The sequence below is a fragment of the Streptomyces griseus genome, assembly GCF_001715295.1.
Classification (GTDB): Bacteria; Actinomycetota; Actinomycetes; order Streptomycetales; family Streptomycetaceae; genus Streptomyces; species Streptomyces griseus_G.
In genome coordinates this window covers 520,150-537,725 of the sequence record NZ_MDKB01000005.1, presented here as the reverse complement: position 1 = coordinate 537,725, position 17,576 = coordinate 520,150, and the positions used below count along the sequence as shown (strand labels likewise).

General features: G+C 71.9%; 16 protein-coding genes. 6 read left to right on the top strand and 10 right to left on the bottom strand.

Features of this window, described 5'->3' with window-relative positions:
* Positions 1-107 precede the first annotated feature (107 nt).
* The 3 genes from BA175_RS27070 to BA175_RS27060 form a co-directional block, all read right to left on the bottom strand.
* Positions 108-1,133, bottom strand: coding sequence for a 6-phosphofructokinase (locus BA175_RS27070; RefSeq protein ID WP_069174140.1), 1,026 nt, complete (start codon positions 1,131-1,133; stop codon positions 108-110).
* A gap of 207 nt (positions 1,134-1,340) precedes the next feature.
* Positions 1,341-2,069, bottom strand: coding sequence for a type 1 glutamine amidotransferase (locus BA175_RS27065; RefSeq protein WP_069174139.1), 729 nt, complete (start codon positions 2,067-2,069; stop codon positions 1,341-1,343).
* A 34-nt stretch (positions 2,070-2,103) separates the two neighbouring features.
* On the bottom strand, positions 2,104-3,342 hold the full coding sequence (locus BA175_RS27060; RefSeq protein ID WP_069174138.1) for a MurT ligase domain-containing protein: 1,239 nt from the start codon (positions 3,340-3,342) through the stop codon (positions 2,104-2,106).
* 114 nt (positions 3,343-3,456) lie between these two features.
* Here BA175_RS27060 and def point away from each other — a divergent pair, with 114 nt between their 5' ends.
* Positions 3,457-4,002 (top strand): peptide deformylase, encoded by a 546-nt coding sequence (gene def / locus BA175_RS27055; protein WP_069174294.1) that lies wholly within the window; start codon positions 3,457-3,459, stop codon positions 4,000-4,002.
* Between the two features lie 13 nt (positions 4,003-4,015).
* Here def and BA175_RS27050 read toward each other — a convergent pair whose 3' ends face one another.
* Positions 4,016-4,666, bottom strand: a complete 651-nt coding sequence (locus tag BA175_RS27050; protein ID WP_069174137.1) for a TetR family transcriptional regulator — start codon at positions 4,664-4,666, stop codon at positions 4,016-4,018.
* 175 nt (positions 4,667-4,841) lie between these two features.
* Between BA175_RS27050 and BA175_RS27045 the strand changes: the two genes are divergently transcribed.
* Positions 4,842-6,068 (top strand): acyl-CoA dehydrogenase family protein, encoded by a 1,227-nt coding sequence (locus BA175_RS27045; protein ID WP_069174136.1) that lies wholly within the window; start codon positions 4,842-4,844, stop codon positions 6,066-6,068.
* Between the two features lie 55 nt (positions 6,069-6,123).
* Here the strand turns inward: BA175_RS27045 and BA175_RS27040 are convergent, their stop codons facing one another.
* Both BA175_RS27040 and BA175_RS27035 read right to left on the bottom strand, forming a co-directional pair.
* A complete protein-coding gene (locus tag BA175_RS27040) occupies positions 6,124-6,615 on the bottom strand; it encodes a glutathione peroxidase (RefSeq protein WP_069174135.1) in 492 nt (163 codons plus the stop codon).
* Between the two features lie 32 nt (positions 6,616-6,647).
* On the bottom strand, positions 6,648-7,190 hold the full coding sequence (locus BA175_RS27035; protein WP_069174134.1) for a GNAT family N-acetyltransferase: 543 nt from the start codon (positions 7,188-7,190) through the stop codon (positions 6,648-6,650).
* Between the two features lie 706 nt (positions 7,191-7,896).
* Between BA175_RS27035 and BA175_RS27030 the strand changes: the two genes are divergently transcribed.
* Complete coding sequence (locus tag BA175_RS27030) at positions 7,897-8,331, top strand: DUF7144 family membrane protein (protein WP_069174133.1); 435 nt, start codon at positions 7,897-7,899, stop codon at positions 8,329-8,331.
* On the opposite strand, the gene BA175_RS27025 is transcribed toward BA175_RS27030, so the two are convergent.
* Positions 8,288-9,622 (bottom strand): chloride channel protein, encoded by a 1,335-nt coding sequence (locus BA175_RS27025; protein WP_069174132.1) that lies wholly within the window; start codon positions 9,620-9,622, stop codon positions 8,288-8,290. The two genes, BA175_RS27030 and BA175_RS27025, sit on opposite strands and share 44 nt — an antisense overlap.
* Positions 9,623-9,781: 159 nt before the next feature.
* Here BA175_RS27025 and BA175_RS27020 point away from each other — a divergent pair, with 159 nt between their 5' ends.
* The gene (locus BA175_RS27020) at positions 9,782-10,012 is read left to right on the top strand and encodes a DUF6011 domain-containing protein (protein WP_069174131.1); all 231 of its coding nucleotides are present in this window, start codon (positions 9,782-9,784) and stop codon (positions 10,010-10,012) included.
* A gap of 42 nt (positions 10,013-10,054) precedes the next feature.
* On the opposite strand, the gene BA175_RS27015 is transcribed toward BA175_RS27020, so the two are convergent.
* Both BA175_RS27015 and BA175_RS27010 read right to left on the bottom strand, forming a co-directional pair.
* Positions 10,055-10,930, bottom strand: coding sequence for an acyl-CoA thioesterase (locus BA175_RS27015; protein WP_069174293.1), 876 nt, complete (start codon positions 10,928-10,930; stop codon positions 10,055-10,057).
* A gap of 41 nt (positions 10,931-10,971) precedes the next feature.
* The gene (locus BA175_RS27010) at positions 10,972-13,485 is read right to left on the bottom strand and encodes a DEAD/DEAH box helicase (protein WP_069174130.1); all 2,514 of its coding nucleotides are present in this window, start codon (positions 13,483-13,485) and stop codon (positions 10,972-10,974) included.
* A 155-nt stretch (positions 13,486-13,640) separates the two neighbouring features.
* On the opposite strand from BA175_RS27010, the gene BA175_RS27005 reads away from it, so the two are divergent.
* Both BA175_RS27005 and BA175_RS27000 read left to right on the top strand, forming a co-directional pair.
* Entirely contained in the window at positions 13,641-14,432 is a 792-nt protein-coding gene (locus BA175_RS27005) for a metal-dependent hydrolase (RefSeq protein ID WP_069174129.1), read from the top strand.
* A gap of 71 nt (positions 14,433-14,503) precedes the next feature.
* A complete protein-coding gene (locus BA175_RS27000) occupies positions 14,504-16,039 on the top strand; it encodes an ATP-dependent DNA ligase (RefSeq protein WP_069174128.1) in 1,536 nt (511 codons plus the stop codon).
* Between the two features lie 63 nt (positions 16,040-16,102).
* Here BA175_RS27000 and BA175_RS26995 read toward each other — a convergent pair whose 3' ends face one another.
* Entirely contained in the window at positions 16,103-17,464 is a 1,362-nt protein-coding gene (locus BA175_RS26995; RefSeq protein WP_069174127.1) for an NAD(P)/FAD-dependent oxidoreductase, read from the bottom strand.
* Between the last annotated feature and the right edge of the window lie 112 nt (positions 17,465-17,576).

Here is a 17,576-nt window from a genome sequence, read left to right as displayed (position 1 = left end):
TCACTCCCGCTGGGGACGTCCCCGTTTCGTGCCGGTTGTCCGGTCCAGAGTAGAACCGCCCCCGGCCGCTGACGCGGCCGGGGGCGGTTCGTGGGGCTCCGTGTCCGTCAGAGCACGCATTCCGCCTCGGCGTAACGCTCGGCCGGTACCGTCTTCAGGGTCTCCACCGCCACGGCGAGCGGGACCATCGTGATGTCCGTACCGCGCAGCGCCGTCATCATGCCGAACTCGCCGCGGTGCGCCGCCTCCACCGCGTGCCAGCCGAACCGGGTGGCGAGGACCCGGTCGTACGCGGTCGGGGTCCCGCCGCGCTGCACGTGCCCCAGGATCACCGGGCGGGCCTCCTTGCCGAGACGGTGCTCCAGCGCGCCGGAGAGCTGGGTCGCCACGCCGGCGAAGCGCTCGTGCCCGTAGATGTCCGTCTTGCCCTGGTCGAACTCCATGGAGCCCTCCCTCGGCTTGGCGCCCTCCGCGACGACGACGATCGCGAACTTCTTGCCGTCCGAGAACCGCCGGCCCACGAGCGAGGTCAGCTCGTCGATGTCGAAGGGCCGCTCGGGGACGACGATGGCGTGCGCGCCCGCCGCCATACCCGAGTGCAGTGCGATCCAGCCGGTGTGCCGACCCATGACCTCGACGATCAGTACCCGCTGGTGCGACTCGGCGGTCGTCTTCAGCCGGTCGAGCGCGTCGGTGGCCACCCCGACGGCCGTGTCGAAGCCGAACGTCACATCGGTGGAGGCGATGTCGTTGTCGATGGTCTTGGGCACGCCGACTATGGGCAGCCCCGCCTCGGAGAGCAGATTGGCCGCCTTCAGCGTGCCCTCGCCGCCGATGGGGATGATCGCGTCGAGGCCGAGGTCCGCGACGTGGCCGCGGGCCCGCTCCACACCGTCACGCAGGTGAGCGGGCTGGACCCGGGAGGAACCGAGGATCGTGCCGCCGCGGGCGAGGATGCCGCCGACCGCGTCGAGGTCGAGCTTGCGGTAGTCGCACTCGAGGAGGCCCTTCCAGCCGTCGTGGAAGCCGATGACCTCGTCGCCGTGGTCGACCACCGCGCGGTGCACGACGGAACGGATGACGGCGTTGAGGCCGGGGCAGTCGCCGCCGGAGGTGAGCACACCAATTCGCATTGCCCGGGGAACCTTTGCAACGTGGGCCGACGACCGGACCACGTCGTCCGGTTGGATCCCCGCCACCCTACCGGCGCGAGGTGGCGGGGCCGAACCCACCGTCCGACTGCTGGACGCCCACCGGACGTCCACGCACCCTCCCGGGCAGGGACGGCGTGCGCACCGGCGGGGCCGCCCGTGGGTGGCCCCGCCGGTGCACGGGCGCCGTCAGGCGGGCTGCGTCGCCGCGGCGATCCGCTCGGCGCGCAGCGCCTCGTACCACCGGTCGTCGGCCGGCGGCAGCGCGTTCACGTCGAGCGCCAGCTTCAGCAGGTGGTCCGCGATCAGCGGATTGCGCGCCAGCACGGGACCGTGCATGTACGTCCCGAACACCGTGTCGTTGTACGCGCCTTCGGTGCCGTCGCCCGTCCCGTTGCCCCGGCCGATCCGCGTGCGGGCGAAGGGCCTGGCGGTCGGGCCGAGATGGGTGACGCCCTGATGGTTCTCGAATCCCGTCAGCGGCGGGAGCCCGAGGTTCGGGTCGATGTCACCGAGCACGTCCCCGACGCAGCGCGCGCCCTCGCCGCGTGTGGAGACCACGTCGAGCAGTCCGAGGCCGGGCTCACGCTCGCCGAGGTCGTTGATGAACTCGTGGCCGAGGATCTGGTAGCCCGCGCAGACCGAGAAGATGATCGCGCCGTTGGACGCGGCCCTGCTCAGCCCGCCGTCGCGGCGCAGTCGCTCCGCGGCCAGCCGCTGCGGCCGGTCCTCGCCGCCGCCGATCAGGTAGATGTCGCCCGACGTCGGGATCGGCTGGTCGCTGCGCACGTCCACGCGCGCCACGTCGAGACCGCGCTGCCGCGCCCGGCGCTCGACCACCAGGGCGTTGCCCTGGTCGCCGTAGGTGCTGAGGAGGTCGGGATAGACCCACACCAGCCGCAGGCCGTTGTTGCTCATGCTTCGTCCTCTCCGGGGGTGGCCCGCGCGGGGGTCAGTTGCCGACACGACGGCGCAGATCCTGGAAGGCGGTGTAGTTGGCGATGACCTCGATGCGGCCGGGCGGGGCCATCTGGACGGCTTCGTCCAGGGTCTCGCAGACGCGGAAGTCGAGTCCCGCGACCTCGAGCCGGACCGCGAGGTCCAGCTTGCGGTCACCCAGCACGAAGATCGGGTGCCCGTACAGCTGCGTGTAGTCGACGTCCCACAGCCACGAGGTGTCCGTGCCGTCCGCGCCACGGGCGTTCACCGACAGGATCACCGGGGTCGGGGGCGGATCGATGAGGGAGAACGTCTCCAGCCAGCCCGCCGGGTTCTTCGCCAGCAGCAGCCGCAGCTCGCGGTTGAGGAAGGAGACCACGTCGTAGCGGCCCGCCACGGCCTGCACCTGATACATGCGCTCCAGGGCGACCTGCGGCGGTACGCCGAAGACGGCGGCCACGGCGGCCGAACTGGTCGCGTTGGCCTTGTTGGCCCGGCCCGGGAGCTGCAGGTGGATCGGCCACGCCGAACCGTGCGGGTCCAGGACGTAGTCGCCGTTGAGCGCCCAGCTCGGGGCGGGGCGACGGAAACCGCACTCGCCGCAGAACCAGTCGTCGCCCGGGCGCTGCATCACGCCGCCGCACGACGGGCACGACCAGGCGTCGTCCTTCCACGCCTGTCCCGCCGCGACCCACACCACGTTGGGCGAGGAGGAAGCGGCCCAGACGATCAGCGGATCGTCCGCGTTGGCCACGATCACGGCCTTCGAGCCGGAGAGGCCCTCACGCCACTGCTCGGCCAGCATCCGGGTCTCGGCCGCGCGGTCCAGCTGGTCGCGGGAGAGGTTGAGCAGCGCGATCACCTTGGGCGTGGTGTCCCGGGCCACCCCGGCGAGGTACTTCTCGTCCACCTCTATCACGCCGTACTTCGCGTCCGAACCGCCCGCCAGCGCGGAGGTGATCCCCGCCGGCATGTTGGCGCCGAGGGCGTTCGACACGACGGGGCCGGCGGCGCGGAGCGCCTCGGCGATCAACCGTGTGGTGGTCGTCTTCCCGTTCGTCGCGGACACGAGGATCACGTCCAAGTGCTGCGCCAGCCGCCCCAGCAGGTCGGGGTCGAGCTTGAGCGCCACCCGGCCGCCGATCACCGATCCGCTGCCGCGCCCCGCAGCGCGCGACACCGCCGCCGCGGCCTTGCCCGCCGTCACGGCGAGCTTGGCCCGCGGCGACAACGGCTCCGTGTTGCCTGCCATCGTCCTAGATCCTCCTTGCATCGGTCCGCGCCCAGCCTATCGATGTCCGGGACGACGGCCGCACCGCGGCACCGCGCGGAACGTGGAGGTCACGTGGAACGTACGCTTCTGCCCATGCGAAACCGCCCGATCCCCGGCAGTTCCGGACTCGTGCACGCCGTCAGCGTGTTCGGCGACCCGGTGCTCCACAGCCCGTGCGAGGACGTCACCGACTTCGGTCCACCGCTCGTCCGGCTGGTGGAGGACATGTACGCCACCATGTACGCCGCCCAGGGTGTCGGGCTCGCCGCCAACCAGATCGGCGTGCCGCTCAGGGTGTTCGTCTACGACTGTCCGGACGACGACGAGGTGAGACACCTGGGACATGTGGTCAACCCGGTCCTCGTGGAGGCGGACGGGATCACCGTGCGCGGCCCGGAGGGGTGTCTCTCGCTTCCGGGCCTCGAAGCGGGTACCCCGCGCTTCGACCGTGCCGTGGTCGAGGGCAGGACCGTGACGGGGGAGCCCGTGCGGATCACGGGTACGGGGTGGTTCGCCCGCTGTCTCCAGCACGAGTGCGACCACCTCGACGGCCGGGTCTACACGGACAGGCTCACCGGGCTGCGCCGCTCCCGGGCGCTGCGCGCGGCCCGGCGGGCGCCGTGGGCGCGTACCGGCTGAGACCCGCCCCGCCTCAGAAACCCGGACCGCCCGGCAGGTCGCCCGCCCCGGCCAGCCTGCCCCAGAGGAGGTCGGCGAGACTGCGCACCAACTCCGCGCGCGTGCACGGGCGGTCGCCCAGCCACCAGTCGCCTGCCGCGTGCATCATGCCGACGATGCCGTGGCCCCAGATGCGGGCCATCCGCTCGCTGTCCGGGCCGAGGTCGACCCGTTCGGCGATCACCTTGCCGAGTTCTTCTCCGAGGCGGCGCAGCAGGGGCGCGGAGTGCCGGCCGACGTCGAAGCCCTGCTCGGTGGCGGGGGCCGCGTCGTCCGAGGGGTGCATCAGGAAGCGGTAGACCTGCGGACGGGTCTCGATCGCGGCGAGGTAGGTGTCCAGGGTCGCCTCCACGCGTTCGCGTCGCTCCGCGGGGGCGTCGAGCGCGGCACGCAGGGCGCTGAGCAGGGCGTCGGTGTGCCGCTCGGCGAGCGCGCGGTACAGGCCGCCCTTGTCGCCGAAGTGGCGGTAGAGGATGGGTTTGGTGATCCCCGCCTCGGCGGCGATCGCGTTCATGGACGCCTGCGGGCCGTCCCTCAGTACCACCCGGTCAGCGGCCTCGAGCAGTTCCCGGCGCCGGCGCTCGGCCGCCGTACGCTGCCGTTCCGCCCCTCGTGTGGTCTCCATGGTGTGTTCTCCCGCCCCGGCTGTCCCGCGATCGCTCCTGACGCCCGGGAAACGTAACACCCCGCCCGGCGGTGCGCGGATCGGCGGGCGACCGGTTGACAGTGTCTACTTGCTGGTAACAGACTGGTGTTACCGTCAGTAACGCACGGTTGATCCGGAAGTGCATGGAGGGAACATGGCCGAGTTCACGCTCGAACTCAACGATGACCAGAAGCAGGTCCGCGACTGGCTCCACGGCTTCGCCGCCGACGTGATCCGCCCGGCCGCCGCGGAGTGGGACGAGCGTGAGGAAACGCCCTGGCCCGTCATCCAGGAGGCGGCCAAGGTGGGCATCTACTCCCTCGACTTCTACGCCCAGCAGTTCTTCGACCCTACGGGGCTCGGCATCCCCCTGGCCATGGAAGAGCTCTTCTGGGGTGACGCCGGCATCGCCCTGTCCATCGTCGGTACGGGTCTGGCCGCCGTCGGCGTCCTCGCCAACGGCACCGAGGAGCAGATCGGCACCTGGATCCCGCAGATGTACGGAGACGCCGAGGACGTGAAGGTCGCAGCCTTCTGCTCCTCCGAGCCGGACGCGGGCTCCGACGTCGGCTCGATGCGCACCCGCGCGGTGTACGACGCCGCCACGGACGAGTGGGTTTTGAACGGCACCAAGACATGGGCGACCAACGGCGGTATCGCCAACGTGCACGTCGTCGTCGCGGTCGTCGATCCGGAGCTGGGGACCAAGGGACACGCCTCCTTCATCGTCCCGCCGGCCACGCCGGGCCTCTCCCAGGGGCAGAAGTTCAAGAAGCACGGCATCCGCGCGTCCCACACCGCCGAGGTCGTCCTCGAGGACGTCCGGGTCCCCGGCCACTGCCTGCTGGGCGGCAAGGAGAAGCTGGACGAGCGCCTGGCCCGCGCCCGCGAGCGCGCCGGGGCCGGCGGCGAGCGTGTCAAGAACGCGGCCATGGCGACGTTCGAGGCCTCCCGCCCGGCCGTCGGCGCGATGGCCGTCGGGACCGCCCGCGCCGCCTACGAGGTCGCCCTCGACTACGCGAGTACCAGGACCCAGTTCGGCCGCCCCATCATCGACAACCAGGGGATCGCCTTCCAGCTGGCCGACATGCGTACGCGGATCGACGCGGCCCGGCTGCTGGTGTGGCGCGCGTCCTGGATGGCGAGCGCCGGCAAGCCCTTCACGGCGGCGGAGGGATCGATGTCCAAGCTCTACGCCAGCGAGACGGCGAAGACCGTCACCGCCCAGGCCGTGCAGATCCTCGGCGGCAACGGCTACACCCGGGAGTACCCCGTGGAGCGCATGCACCGGGACGCGGCGATCTACACCATCTTCGAGGGCACGAGCGAGATCCAGCGCCTGGTGATCGCCCGCACCCTTTCGGGGATGCCGATCCGCTGAGGGCCGTGCCACGGGTACGGGGAAGGGCCGTGCCGGTCCGGTCCTTCCCCGCCCGTCACCGCTGCGGCAGATGCGCCTCGACGGCCGCGACGACCTCGGGGGCCTCCGGCTCGGTCCGCGGGCGGATCCGGGCGACCGGCTCGCCGGCCGGGGAGATCAGGAACTTCTCGAAGTTCCACTGGACGTCGCCGGCCGTGCCCTCCGCGTCCGCGAGCTTCGTCAGCTCCGCGTACAGCGGGTGCCGGTCCTCGCCGTTGACGTCGGTCTTCTCCAGGAGCGGGAAGCTGACCCCGTAGGTGGTCGAGCAGAAGGTCCGGATGTCCTCGGCGGTGCCGGGCTCCTGGCCCGCGAACTGGTTGCAGGGCACCCCGAGCACGGTGAAGCCGCGGTCCCCGTATTCCTTCTGCAGCCGCTCCAGGCCCGCGTACTGAGGGGTGAGACCGCACCGGGAGGCCACGTTGACCACCAGCACCGCGGAACCCTCGTAGGCGCCCAGGGTGGTCGGCTCACCGGTGAGGGTGCGGAGCGGGATGTCGTGCAGGGACATGGAGGTCCTCCTCGTAGGCGTGGCGTCGCTGTTCATTGTGACGGCTCGGGCGCCACGGGACCGACGGCCTTGTAGTAGAACGTGGTCGACCTGAGGACACCCGCCGGGTCGCCCGCGTACTCCGGGACGGACCCGCATTCCGTCCAGCCTGCGGCGCGGTACAGCTTCTCGGCCGGGCTCCCCGTCTCGGTGTCCAGGATCAGCAGGGTCAGCCCCTCCTCGGCCGCCGACCGTTCGGCCGCCGAGAGCAGACTCCGGCCGATGCCGTGACCGCGGGCCGCGGGCCGCACCATCAGCTTGGCGACCTCGGCCCGGTGGCGGGCGTTCGGCAGAGCGGGTTTGACCAGTCCGATCGTGCCGACGACCTGTCCGCCGTCCCGGGCGATCCACACCTGGTGCCGTCCCGCCTCCACGGAGGCGGCACGCTCCCGCCACCACGCGGCGGCGGTGGCACGGTCGAGCGGTGCGAGGAATCCCACCGAGGAGCCCCCCTCGACGGTCTCGATCAGCAGGGCGGCCAACTCGTCCGAGTAGGTGACCAGTTCGGGGCCGGAAACGGGGACGATCTCGGTCATGGAGCGGGCCTTTCGTGTGCACGGCCGGTGAGGTCGCGGCAGGGCGGGGTCATGGCAGGGCGATCAGCGGGGCGTGGCGGGCCGGGTCGGGGCCGGGGCAGTGGAAGGGCGAGGGCCGCGGAGCCGGTAGCGCGGGCAACCGCCGGGGCGCGGGGTGTGCACGGTGGCATCCACGGAGGCCTCCGGTACCCGGATGTGCTGCCCGCGCCGGGCACGGAGGCGTTCCCGCAGACGAGATGGGCACGCGGGCCGGGTGGATCTCGGCGGCGCACGCAGCCGGACCGCTCGTCGCGCGGCACCGGCTGCCGCCCGGCCCGTACCGGACCGGGCGGCTCCGCCTCCACCTGCGTCGGCGAGCGCGACCTCGTCCGCCCGTACGCGGTGCACAGCCGTCCGGGCGGGACGGCCCTGGGACGCGGCTCGCCGTGCTCCGGCCGGGGGCAGGGCCGACCGGCCCAGGCCGGCCCGGGCGGGCGGCCCGTCGAGCGGCGAGCCGCGTGCGGAGCGGAGCGGGCCCGGCCGCGTCGCCGGCCTCCGGCAATCCCTCGTCCCTCATGATCGGGAGCGTATCCCTGCGGGGAGACCGGGCGCGTGGCGGTCCGTGTGCCGATGAGGTGAGGGCGTGCCAGTCTGGTAAGGCGTACAAGATGCGCATATCGGATATTGCGGCGTCCGAGACGGGCGCTGCGGCACCGAGGAGGCCGTTATGTCTGGAAGTGTGACCGGGGCGCGAAGGGGCAGTGACGCCGAGGGAGGCCGGGCGTCGTTCGCCGCCTCCGGCTGGACCGTCTTCGCGGGCGTGATGATGATCTTCGGCGGGGCCATGGCGATACTCCAGGGGATCGCCGCCATCGCCAAGGACGACGTGTTCGTCAAGACGCAGAACTACGCGTTCCAGTTCAGCCTGACGGGCTGGGGCTGGGTCCACCTCATCCTGGGGATCGTCGTTCTTCTGGCCGGCTGCGCGCTCTTCACCGGTGCCCTCTGGGCGCGCGCCGTCGGTGTTCTCCTGGCCGGGCTCCTGGTCGTCGCCAACTTCCTGTGGCTCCCGTACTACCCGTTCTGGTCCCTCGTCCTCATCGCGATCAACATCTTCGTCATCTGGGCGCTGTGCTCGCCGCGGCAGTACGGTCGAGCCTGAGCGCGAGGACGAAGGACACCGCCACGGAGACGATCACGAGCGGCATGACGGTGATGCCCTCGGAACCCAGGAGCAGCGTGGCCAGCAGCACCGACGTCATCGGAAGTTCGAGCACCGCCACGCACATCGCTCCGATGCCCATCGCGAACCCCGAGGTCGTGTCGAGGCCGGGCAGATGGGACAGCACCAGCCCACCCGCCGCTCCCAGGGACATCGACGGGAAGACGGGGCCGCCCCTGAAGGCGCTGAGCGAGGCGGAGTAGGCGAGCGCTTTGCAGGCGAGCAGCACGAGGAGCGTTCCGGCCGTATAGGTGGCGTCCTCGCTGAGCAGGCCGCCGAGAGCCTCCTGGCCCGAGTAGAGCACCTCGGACGCGTCCCTGCCCGTGCTCTGCGCGTAGAGGAGCGCGAGTGCGCCGACCGTGAGGCCCATCGCCGCCGTCGCGGGGACCAGCCGCTGTTCGACCCGCTCCTGGAGGATCCGCGCGAGCTTCCTGATGCCGGTGCCCGCGAGGGCCGCCGCGACGCCGATGGCGACGGCCCAGCCGAACTCGGCGACGGTGGGCTGGGAGGCGTGCGGCACGTGGGGGAGGGTCAGGGAGTACGTCCCCAGGCCGGTCCATGAACCGAGACCGGTGAACAGGAGCGCCCCGATGCCTGACGCGAGCAGCCCCGGCACGAGCACGAGACGGAGCATCACTCCCGCGACACCGGAGGCCTCCATCAGCAGGAAGGCGCCGAGCAGCGGCGACCCGAGCAGGGCGCTGACGGCGGCGAAGCTCCCCGACGCCGCCACCATGGCACTCGCGTTCGGCTCGATGCCCGGCCTGAGCCGGCGCACCGCGTACGCGGCCAGCCCGCCGCCGAGGGCGATGAGGGGGGCCTCGGGCCCGACGACCGCACCGAGGCCGAGGGAGGCGAGCGCGGCGAGCGCGATCCCGGGGAGCTCCGCACCCGTCGGCGGCCCCGTGCGCACTCCCGTGCGTTCGGCCGGCTTGTGGCCGCCCGTACCGGGAAGGTGACGGATGGCCAGCCCGGTCAGCAGACCCGCCACGGCGACCAGCGGCACCGGCCACCACGGCGGAGTGCCGTCGAAACCGAGTGCGCGGGGAAGGTCCTTGTACGTCAGGGACTGGAGCTCGTGGACCAGCGCCAGAAAGCCGAACGCCACCGCCGAGACGGGGACTCCCAGCACCGCCACGACGACCAGCAGCACCGTGTAGTTCCGGGTGCCGACCACCGCGAGGGGGTCCGGGGGTTCCGTGGCCGGCGTTCCGACCGGTTCAGCCGACATGCCCCTGCCTCCTCAGTGTCCGGCCCCGCCGGAACACGGCGCCCCGCAGGCTCCCCACGGTGATACCACGATGTGGTGATCTGTCCGTGATGTACCCGCTGGGGAGGCGCGGCGAGTCCGCGTGCGGCGGGCACCCACGGAGGCTGAGAGGATCCGCGGATGGAGTCGTCCCCGCCACTGCCCGGGCTCTTCCCCGAGCCACCGCCCGAACTGCGCCCGGCCGCCCCCCGCCGACCGGTGCGCTGCGCCCTGTGCGGGCGCCCCCTCACCGGCACGCAATCACGGCGCACCGGCCTCGGACCCGCCTGCGACGCCAAACTGCACCCCGCCGGGCCGGACATCCGCACCCGCCGGCACAAGGTGGAGCAGGACCCGCTCCCGGGCACCTGACCCCGGGCACCTGACCCCGGGCACCTGACCCCGGGCCGGGCCCTACACGCCGTCGAGCCGCCGGAACAGGCCCTCCTGCACCACGGACACCAGCAGCCGCCCCTCGCGGTCGTAGATGCGGCCCCGGGCCAGCCCCCGGCCGCCCGTGGCGATCGGCGACTCCTGGTCGTACAGGAACCACTCGTCGGCACGGAACGGCCGGTGGAACCACATCGCGTGGTCCAGCGAGGCCATGTCGAAGCCGCGCGGTCCCCACAGCGGCTCCACCGGGATCCGGACCGCGTCCAGCAGCGTCATGTCGCTCGCGTACGTCAGCGCACAGGTGTGCACCAGCGGGTCGTCCCCGAGCGGGCCGACCGCGCGCATCCACACCGCGCTGCGTGGATCGGCGTCCCTGGTCTCCTCCCGCGTCCAGCGCAGCCGGTCGACGTAGCGGATGTCGAAGGGCTGCCGCCGTGCCATGCGCTCCAGCGCCTCCGGCAGCGTGCCCAGGTGCTCGCGCACCTCGTCGGCGACCGTGGGCAGCTCCTCGGGACCGGGGACCGTACGGGCGGGTGGCAACTGGTGCTCGAAGCCCGCCTCCTCCGGCCGGTGGAACGATGCCGTGAGGTCGAAGATCGTCCGTCCCTGCTGCACGGCCGTCACCCGGCGCGTGGTGAACGACCGGCCGTCCCGCACCCGCTCGACGTCGTACACGATCGGCACGCCCGGACGGCCGGGCCGAAGGAAGTAGGCGTGCAGCGAGTGCACGGGGCGGTCCCCGTCGGTCGTACGGCCGGCCGCGACCAGCGCCTGTCCCGCGACCTGCCCGCCGAAGACCCGCTGCAGGGACTCCTCGGGGCTGCGGCCGCGGAAGATGTTGACCTCGATCTGTTCGAGGTCGAGGAGATCGACCAGGCGCTCGGCCGGGTTCGTCATGCGGTGTGTCTCCATTTCTCCTCCTTCGGGCCGGTGCGCGGTCACAGCTGACCCACGGCCGTGACCCGGACGACCGCCCGCCCCTCCTCGTCGGAAGCCGCCAGATCGACCTCCGCACGGATGCCCCAGTCGTGGTCACCGGCCGGATCGGCGAAGGCCTGCCACACCCGCCACAGACCGTGCTCCGGGTCCTCGTCGATCTTCAGCAGCTTCGGTCCACGGGCGTCCGGGCCGGTGCCGAGGTCGTCGTGCGCGTCCCAGTAGCCGTCCATCGCCTCGCCCCAGGCGTCCTCGTCCCAGCCCGAATCGGCGTCCAGCTCGCCCAGGTCGCGGACCCGGTCCAGCGCGGCCAGCTCCACCCGGCGGAACATCGCGTTGCGCACCAGGACCCGGAAGGCGCGGGCGTTGGCCGTGACGGGCTTGACCTCGTCCGCCCTCTCCTGTGCCTGCTCGGCGGTCTCCACCTCCGGGTTGGCCAGCTGCTCCCACTCGTCGAGCAGGCTGGAGTCCACCTGGCGCACCATCTCGCCCAGCCAGGCGATCAGGTCCTCCAGGTCCTCCGACTTGAGGTCGTCCGGAATGGTGTGCTCGAGGGCCTTGTACGCGCTCGCCAGATAGCGCAGCACGATCCCCTCGGTCCGGGCCAGCTCGTAGTTCGAGGTGAACTCCGTGAACGTCATCGCACGTTCGTACATGTCCCGGATGACCGACTTCGGCGACACCGGATGGTCGTTCACCCACGGGTGGCTGGTGCGGTACACGTCGTACGCGTGCCACAGCAGCTCGCTCAGCGGCTTGGGGTAGGTGACCTCCTGGAGCCGTTCCATCCGCTCCTCGTACTCGACGCCGTCGGCCTTCATCTGGCCGACGGCCTCGCCCCGCGCCTTGTTCTGCTGGGCGGCGAGGATCTGCCGCGGATCGTCGAGGGTCGACTCGACCACGGAGACCATGTCCAGCGCGTACGAGGGGGATTCTGCGTCCAGCAGGTCGAACGCGGCCAGCGCGAACGTGGACAGCGGCTGGTTGAGCGCGAAGTCCTGCTGCAGATCGACGGTGAGCCGCACGATCCGGCCCTCGGCGTCCGGCGTGGCGAGCTGCTCCACCACACCGCCGTCCAGCAGCGACCGGTAGATGGCGATGGCCCGCCGGATGTGCCGCAGCTGCGCCCTGCGCGGTTCGTGGTTGTCCTCCAGCAGATGCCGCATCGCGTCGAAGGCGTTCCCCGGGCGGGCGATCACCGAGAGCAGCATCGTGTGGGTGACCCGGAAACGGGAGGTCAGCGGCTCGGGCTCGGACTGGATCAGCTTGTCGAAGGTGGTCTCCGACCAGGCGACGAATCCCTCGGGGGCCTTCTTGCGGACCACCTTGCGCTTCTTCTTGGGATCGTCCCCCGCCTTCTTGACGGCCTTCTCGTTCTCGATGACGTGCTCCGGCGCCTGCGCGACGACGAAACCCGCCGTGTCGAACCCCGCGCGGCCCGCACGGCCGGCGATCTGGTGGAACTCCCGCGCCCGCAGCGTGCGCACCCGGGTGCCGTCGTACTTGGTGAGGGCGGTGAACAGCACCGTGCGGATCGGCACGTTGACACCGACGCCCAGGGTGTCCGTACCGCAGATCACCTTCAGCAGGCCGGCCTGCGCCAGCTTCTCGACGAGTCGGCGGTACTTGGGGAGCATCCCCGCGTGGTGCACGCCGATCCCGTGGCGCACGTAGCGGGAGAGGTTCTGGCCGAACTTGGTGGTGAAGCGGAAACTGCCGATCAGGTCGGCGATCTTCTCCTTCTCCTCCTTCGTGCACATGTTGATGCTCATCAGCGACTGCGCCCGCTCCACGGCCGCGGCCTGGGTGAAGTGCACGATGTAGACGGGCGCCTGGCGGGTGTCCAGCAGCTCCGTCAGCGTCTCCGTGATCGGGGTCAGCCGGTACTCGTAGCTCAGCGGCACCGGCCGCGTCGCCGAACGCACCACGGAGGTCGGCCGCCCGGTACGGCGGGTCAGGTCCTCCTCGAACATCGAGACGTCGCCGAGCGTCGCCGACATGAGGACGAACTGCGCCTGCGGAAGTTCCAGCAGCGGGATCTGCCAGGCCCAGCCCCGGTCCGGCTCCGCGTAGAAGTGGAACTCGTCCATCACCACCTGGCCGATGTCGGCGTACCTGCCGTCACGCAGCGCGATGGAGGCGAGCACCTCCGCCGTACAGCAGATGACCGGGGCGTCGGCGTTGACCGAGGCGTCACCGGTCAGCATGCCGACGTTCTCCGTGCCGAAGAGCTTGCAGAGGTCGAAGAACTTCTCCGAGACCAGCGCCTTGATCGGAGCGGTGTAGAACGTCACCTTGTCCTGGGCCAGCGCCGTGAAGTGGGCACCCGCCGCCACCAGGCTCTTCCCGGAGCCGGTGGGGGTGGAGAGGATCAGGTTCGCGCCGGAGACCACCTCGATCAGCGCCTCCTCCTGAGCCGGATAGAGGGTGATGCCCTGCGATTCGGTCCATGACGAGAAGGCCTCGAAGAGGGCGTCCGGGTCGGCGGTCGGGGGCAGCTGATCGATAAGGGTCACACCCCCATCTTGCCTGCCCGGTGTCCGGATGAGGGAACCGGAGGACGACGCGATGATCACGGACGATACGCTGCCCACTCAACTCGGCCGCCCTGCCCCGGCAGTGGCGGCCCGGCCGCGCACGGGGCCGGATCACGATGGGGGCGGGAACAGCCATGATGGGACCGGCACACTCACTGTCAGGGGCGGCAGCCTGGCTGGGCGTGGGCGCCGCGGCGGCCGCCGCGGGCCACACGATGCCCTGGCCCGTCCTCGCCGTGGGGGCGCTGATATGCGCCGGCGCCGCGCTCGCCCCGGACCTGGACCACAAGTCGGCCACCATCTCGCGGGCCTTCGGACCGGTCTCCAAGACCATGTGCGAGGTGGTCGACAAGCTCTCGTACGCCGTCTACAAGGCGACGCGGGGCCCCGGTGACCCCCGCAGGAACGGCGGCCACCGCACCCTCACCCACACCTGGCTGTGGGCGGTGCTGATAGGCGCCGGAGCCTCCGCCGCCGCCGTCTTCGGCGGCCGGTGGGCGGTCCTGGGCATCCTCTTCGTCCACCTCGTGCTCGCCGTCGAGGGACTGCTGTGGCGGGCGGCCAGGGTCTCCAGCGACGTCCTCGTGTGGCTGCTGGGCGCGACCAGCGCGTGGATCCTCGCGGGCGTGCTCGACCAGCCGGGCAACGGTGCGGGCTGGCTGTTCGAGGCGCCCGGCCAGGAGTACCTCTGGCTGGGGCTCCCGATCGTCCTCGGCGCCCTCGTCCACGACATCGGCGACGCACTGACCGTCTCCGGCTGCCCGATCCTGTGGCCCATCCCGCTGGGCCGCAAGCGCTGGTACCCGGTCGGCCCCCCGAAAGCCATGCGGTTCCGGGCCGGGAGCTGGGTGGAGATCAAGGTGCTGACGCCCGCTTTCATGGTGCTCGGGGGATTGGGCGGGGCCGCGGCCCTCAACCTCATCTGACCGCCCGCTCGGCTCTCCGGCGCACGGTGCGCCCGCAGCCACGAGCGGCCGCGGTGTAGCACCATGGACCCATGCTGCTCGCCCGGCTCGCCCACGTGTCCCTGGAGGTCGCCGCGGCGTCGGCGCGGACCCGGAAGACCGGTCTGCTGGCCGGGCTCTTCCGGGAGACCGGGCCCGACGACGTCCCGATCGTCATCCCCTACCTCGCCGGACGCCTCCCCCAGGGGCGGCTCGGCATCGGGTGGAGCGCCCTGGGCGATCCGGTGGCACCCGCGGACACGCCCTCGCTGACCGTGGCCGGGACCGACGCGGAACTCTCGGCGATCGGGGCACTCACCGGACCGGGCTCCCAGGCCGCCCGCAGGGAACGCCTCCAGCGGCTCCTGGCGGCCGCCACCGCGGAGGAACAGCACTTCCTCCGGAGCCTGCTCACCGGCGAGGTACGCCAGGGAGCGCTGGACGCCGTGGCGGTCGACGCCCTGGCCGCCGCCACCGGGGCGCTCCCCGCCGACGTGCGGCGCGCCGTGATGCTGGGCGGCTCGTTGCAGGCCGTCGCCCGGGCGCTGCTCGCGGACGGCCCGGGAGCGCTCGCCGCCTTCCGGCTCACCGTCGGCCGGCCGGTCCTGCCGATGCTGGCGCACACCGCACGCTCCGTGACCGAGGCCCTCGACAAGCTGGGTCCCTGCGCCGTCGAGGAGAAGCTGGACGGCGTCCGGGTGCAGGTGCACCGGGACGGCCCCAGGGTGCGGGTCTACACCCGGACGCTCGACGACATCACCGACCGGCTGCCCGAACTGGTCACCACGGCCGCCGGTTTCCGCGCCGCCAGCTTCGTCCTGGACGGCGAGGTCCTCGCTCTCGACGAGGACGGCAGACCTCGCCCGTTCCAGGAGACCGCCTCGCGGGTGGGGTCGCGCCGCGACGTGGCGGCCGCCGCCGCGGCGATCCCCGTCAGCCCCGTCTTCTTCGACGTCCTCGCCGTGGACGGACGCGAACTCCTGGACCTCCCCTCCGCCGAGCGGCACGCCGAACTGGCCGCGCTGGTGCCCGCACCGATGCGGGTGCGGCGCGTCACCGTGACGGACCCCTCGGACGGTGCGGCGCGCGAGGCCGCCGTGGCGTTCTTCCAGGAGACCCTGGCCCGGGGACACGAGGGCGTGGTGGTCAAGGGGGAGTCCGCGCCCTACAGCGCGGGCCGGCGCGGTGCGTCCTGGCTGAAGGTGAAACCCGTGCACACCCTGGATCTCGTGGTACTCGCCGCCGAGTGGGGCCACGGCAGGCGCACCGGGAAACTGTCCAACCTGCACCTGGGGGCGCGGCGGGAGGACGGCTCGTTCGTGATGCTCGGCAAGACCTTCAAGGGGCTGACGGACACCATGCTCGCCTGGCAGACCGAACGGCTCCAGGAGCTGTCCACCGGCGACGACGGGCACGTGGTGACCGTGCGTCCGGAACTCGTCGTGGAGATCGCCTACGACGGGCTGCAGCGCTCCACCCGCTACCCGGCGGGGGTCACCCTGCGCTTCGCCCGGGTGCTGAGCTACCGCGAGGACAAGCCGTCGCAGGAGGCGGACACCGTCGAGACGGTGCTGTCACGGCAGACATGACGGCGGCCCCCGCCCGGGGGCGGGGGCCGGAGCCGCGGCACGGACCGAGGACGACCGGCCGGTTCAGCCGTGCCCGCCCGCAGACGCGGTGCGCGCGTGGATCTGTTCCGCGGTGAGGTAGGCGTCCGTGTACTCGAAGTCCCGCAGGGTCGCGGGCTGCCGGGCCTGGAAGCCCGTCCGCACGAAGTCGTCCCCGGCGATCGCGTTCAGCATCCAGTTGGTCAGCACCCGGGTCTTGGCCACGTTGGTCCGGAGCGCCGACCAGTGGTAGCCCCGCGCCACGGCCTGCGCGGGCAGCCCCTTCAGCTCGATGCCCAGCGGCTTGGAGACGGCGTCCTTGCCACCGAGGTCCACCACGAGGCCCAGATCCTTGTGGACGTAGGGCTGCAGCGTCGTGCCGCGCAGGGAGGCGATGATGTTGCCGGCCAGCGCCCGCCCCTGGCGCATCGCGTGCTGCGCGGTGGGCGGGCAGATCGCTCCGTCGCCCTTGGCCAGGTCCGGGACCGCCGCCGCGTCGCCGAGCGCGAACACGCCGTCCGCGCCGGGCAGCGACATCTCGGGGGTGACCGCCAGCCGGCCGCGCACCGTCTCGGCGTCGAGCGTGGCGACGAGCGGACTGGCCGCCACCCCCGCGGTCCAGATCAGCGTGCGGCAGGGCAGCACCCGGCCGTCCGTGAAGGTCACCTTGTCGGGCCCCGCCTCGGCGACCGAGACCCCCAGCGACACCTCGATGCCCCGCTTGCGCAGGATCTCCAGTGCGCTGAGCCCGAGCTTGTCGCCCAGCTCGGGCATGAGCTTGGGCGCGATGTCGATCAGATGCCACTTGATCAGCTTCGGATCCAGCCGCGGGTAGTGCCGGACGGCGCTGGTGGTGAGCCGCTGCAGACACGCGGCCGTCTCGGTGCCCGCGTAACCGCCGCCGACCACGACGAACTGGAGCCGCGAGGTCCGCTCGGCCTCGTCGTGACTGGCATCCGCCAGGTCGAGCTGGGAGATGACGTGGTCGCGGATGTACGCCGCCTCGGCCAGCGTCTTCATGCCACGGGCGTTCTCCACGAGACCGGGGATGTCGAACGTCCGTGTGACGCTGCCCGCGGCCAGCACGAGGTAGTCGTACGGCTCGTTCACGATCTCGTCGGTGATCTTGCGGATGACGCAGACCTTCGCCTTGGTGTCCACCCCGATGGCCCCGCCCGGCACGATCCGGGTGCGGTGACGACGGCTCCGGCGCAGGGAGACGGCGACCGACTGCGGGGTCAGGACGCCGGAGGCGACCTGCGGGAGCAGCGGCAGGTAGAGCTGGTACGAGAACGGCGTGACGAGCGTGATGTCCGCCTCTCCGGGGGCGAGACTGCGTTCCAGCCGGCGTACGCACTCGATCCCGGCAAAGCCGGCGCCGACAACGAGAATCCTGGGTCGTGCCACGGTGTGCGTCCCTTCTCGGGCTTACGCGGTCATCGCTCGCCTGCCCCGGATCCGGGGCCAGTCACTCCTCATCCTCACCGGAGGGCGTGGACTTCGCCTCTTGTACGGCGGC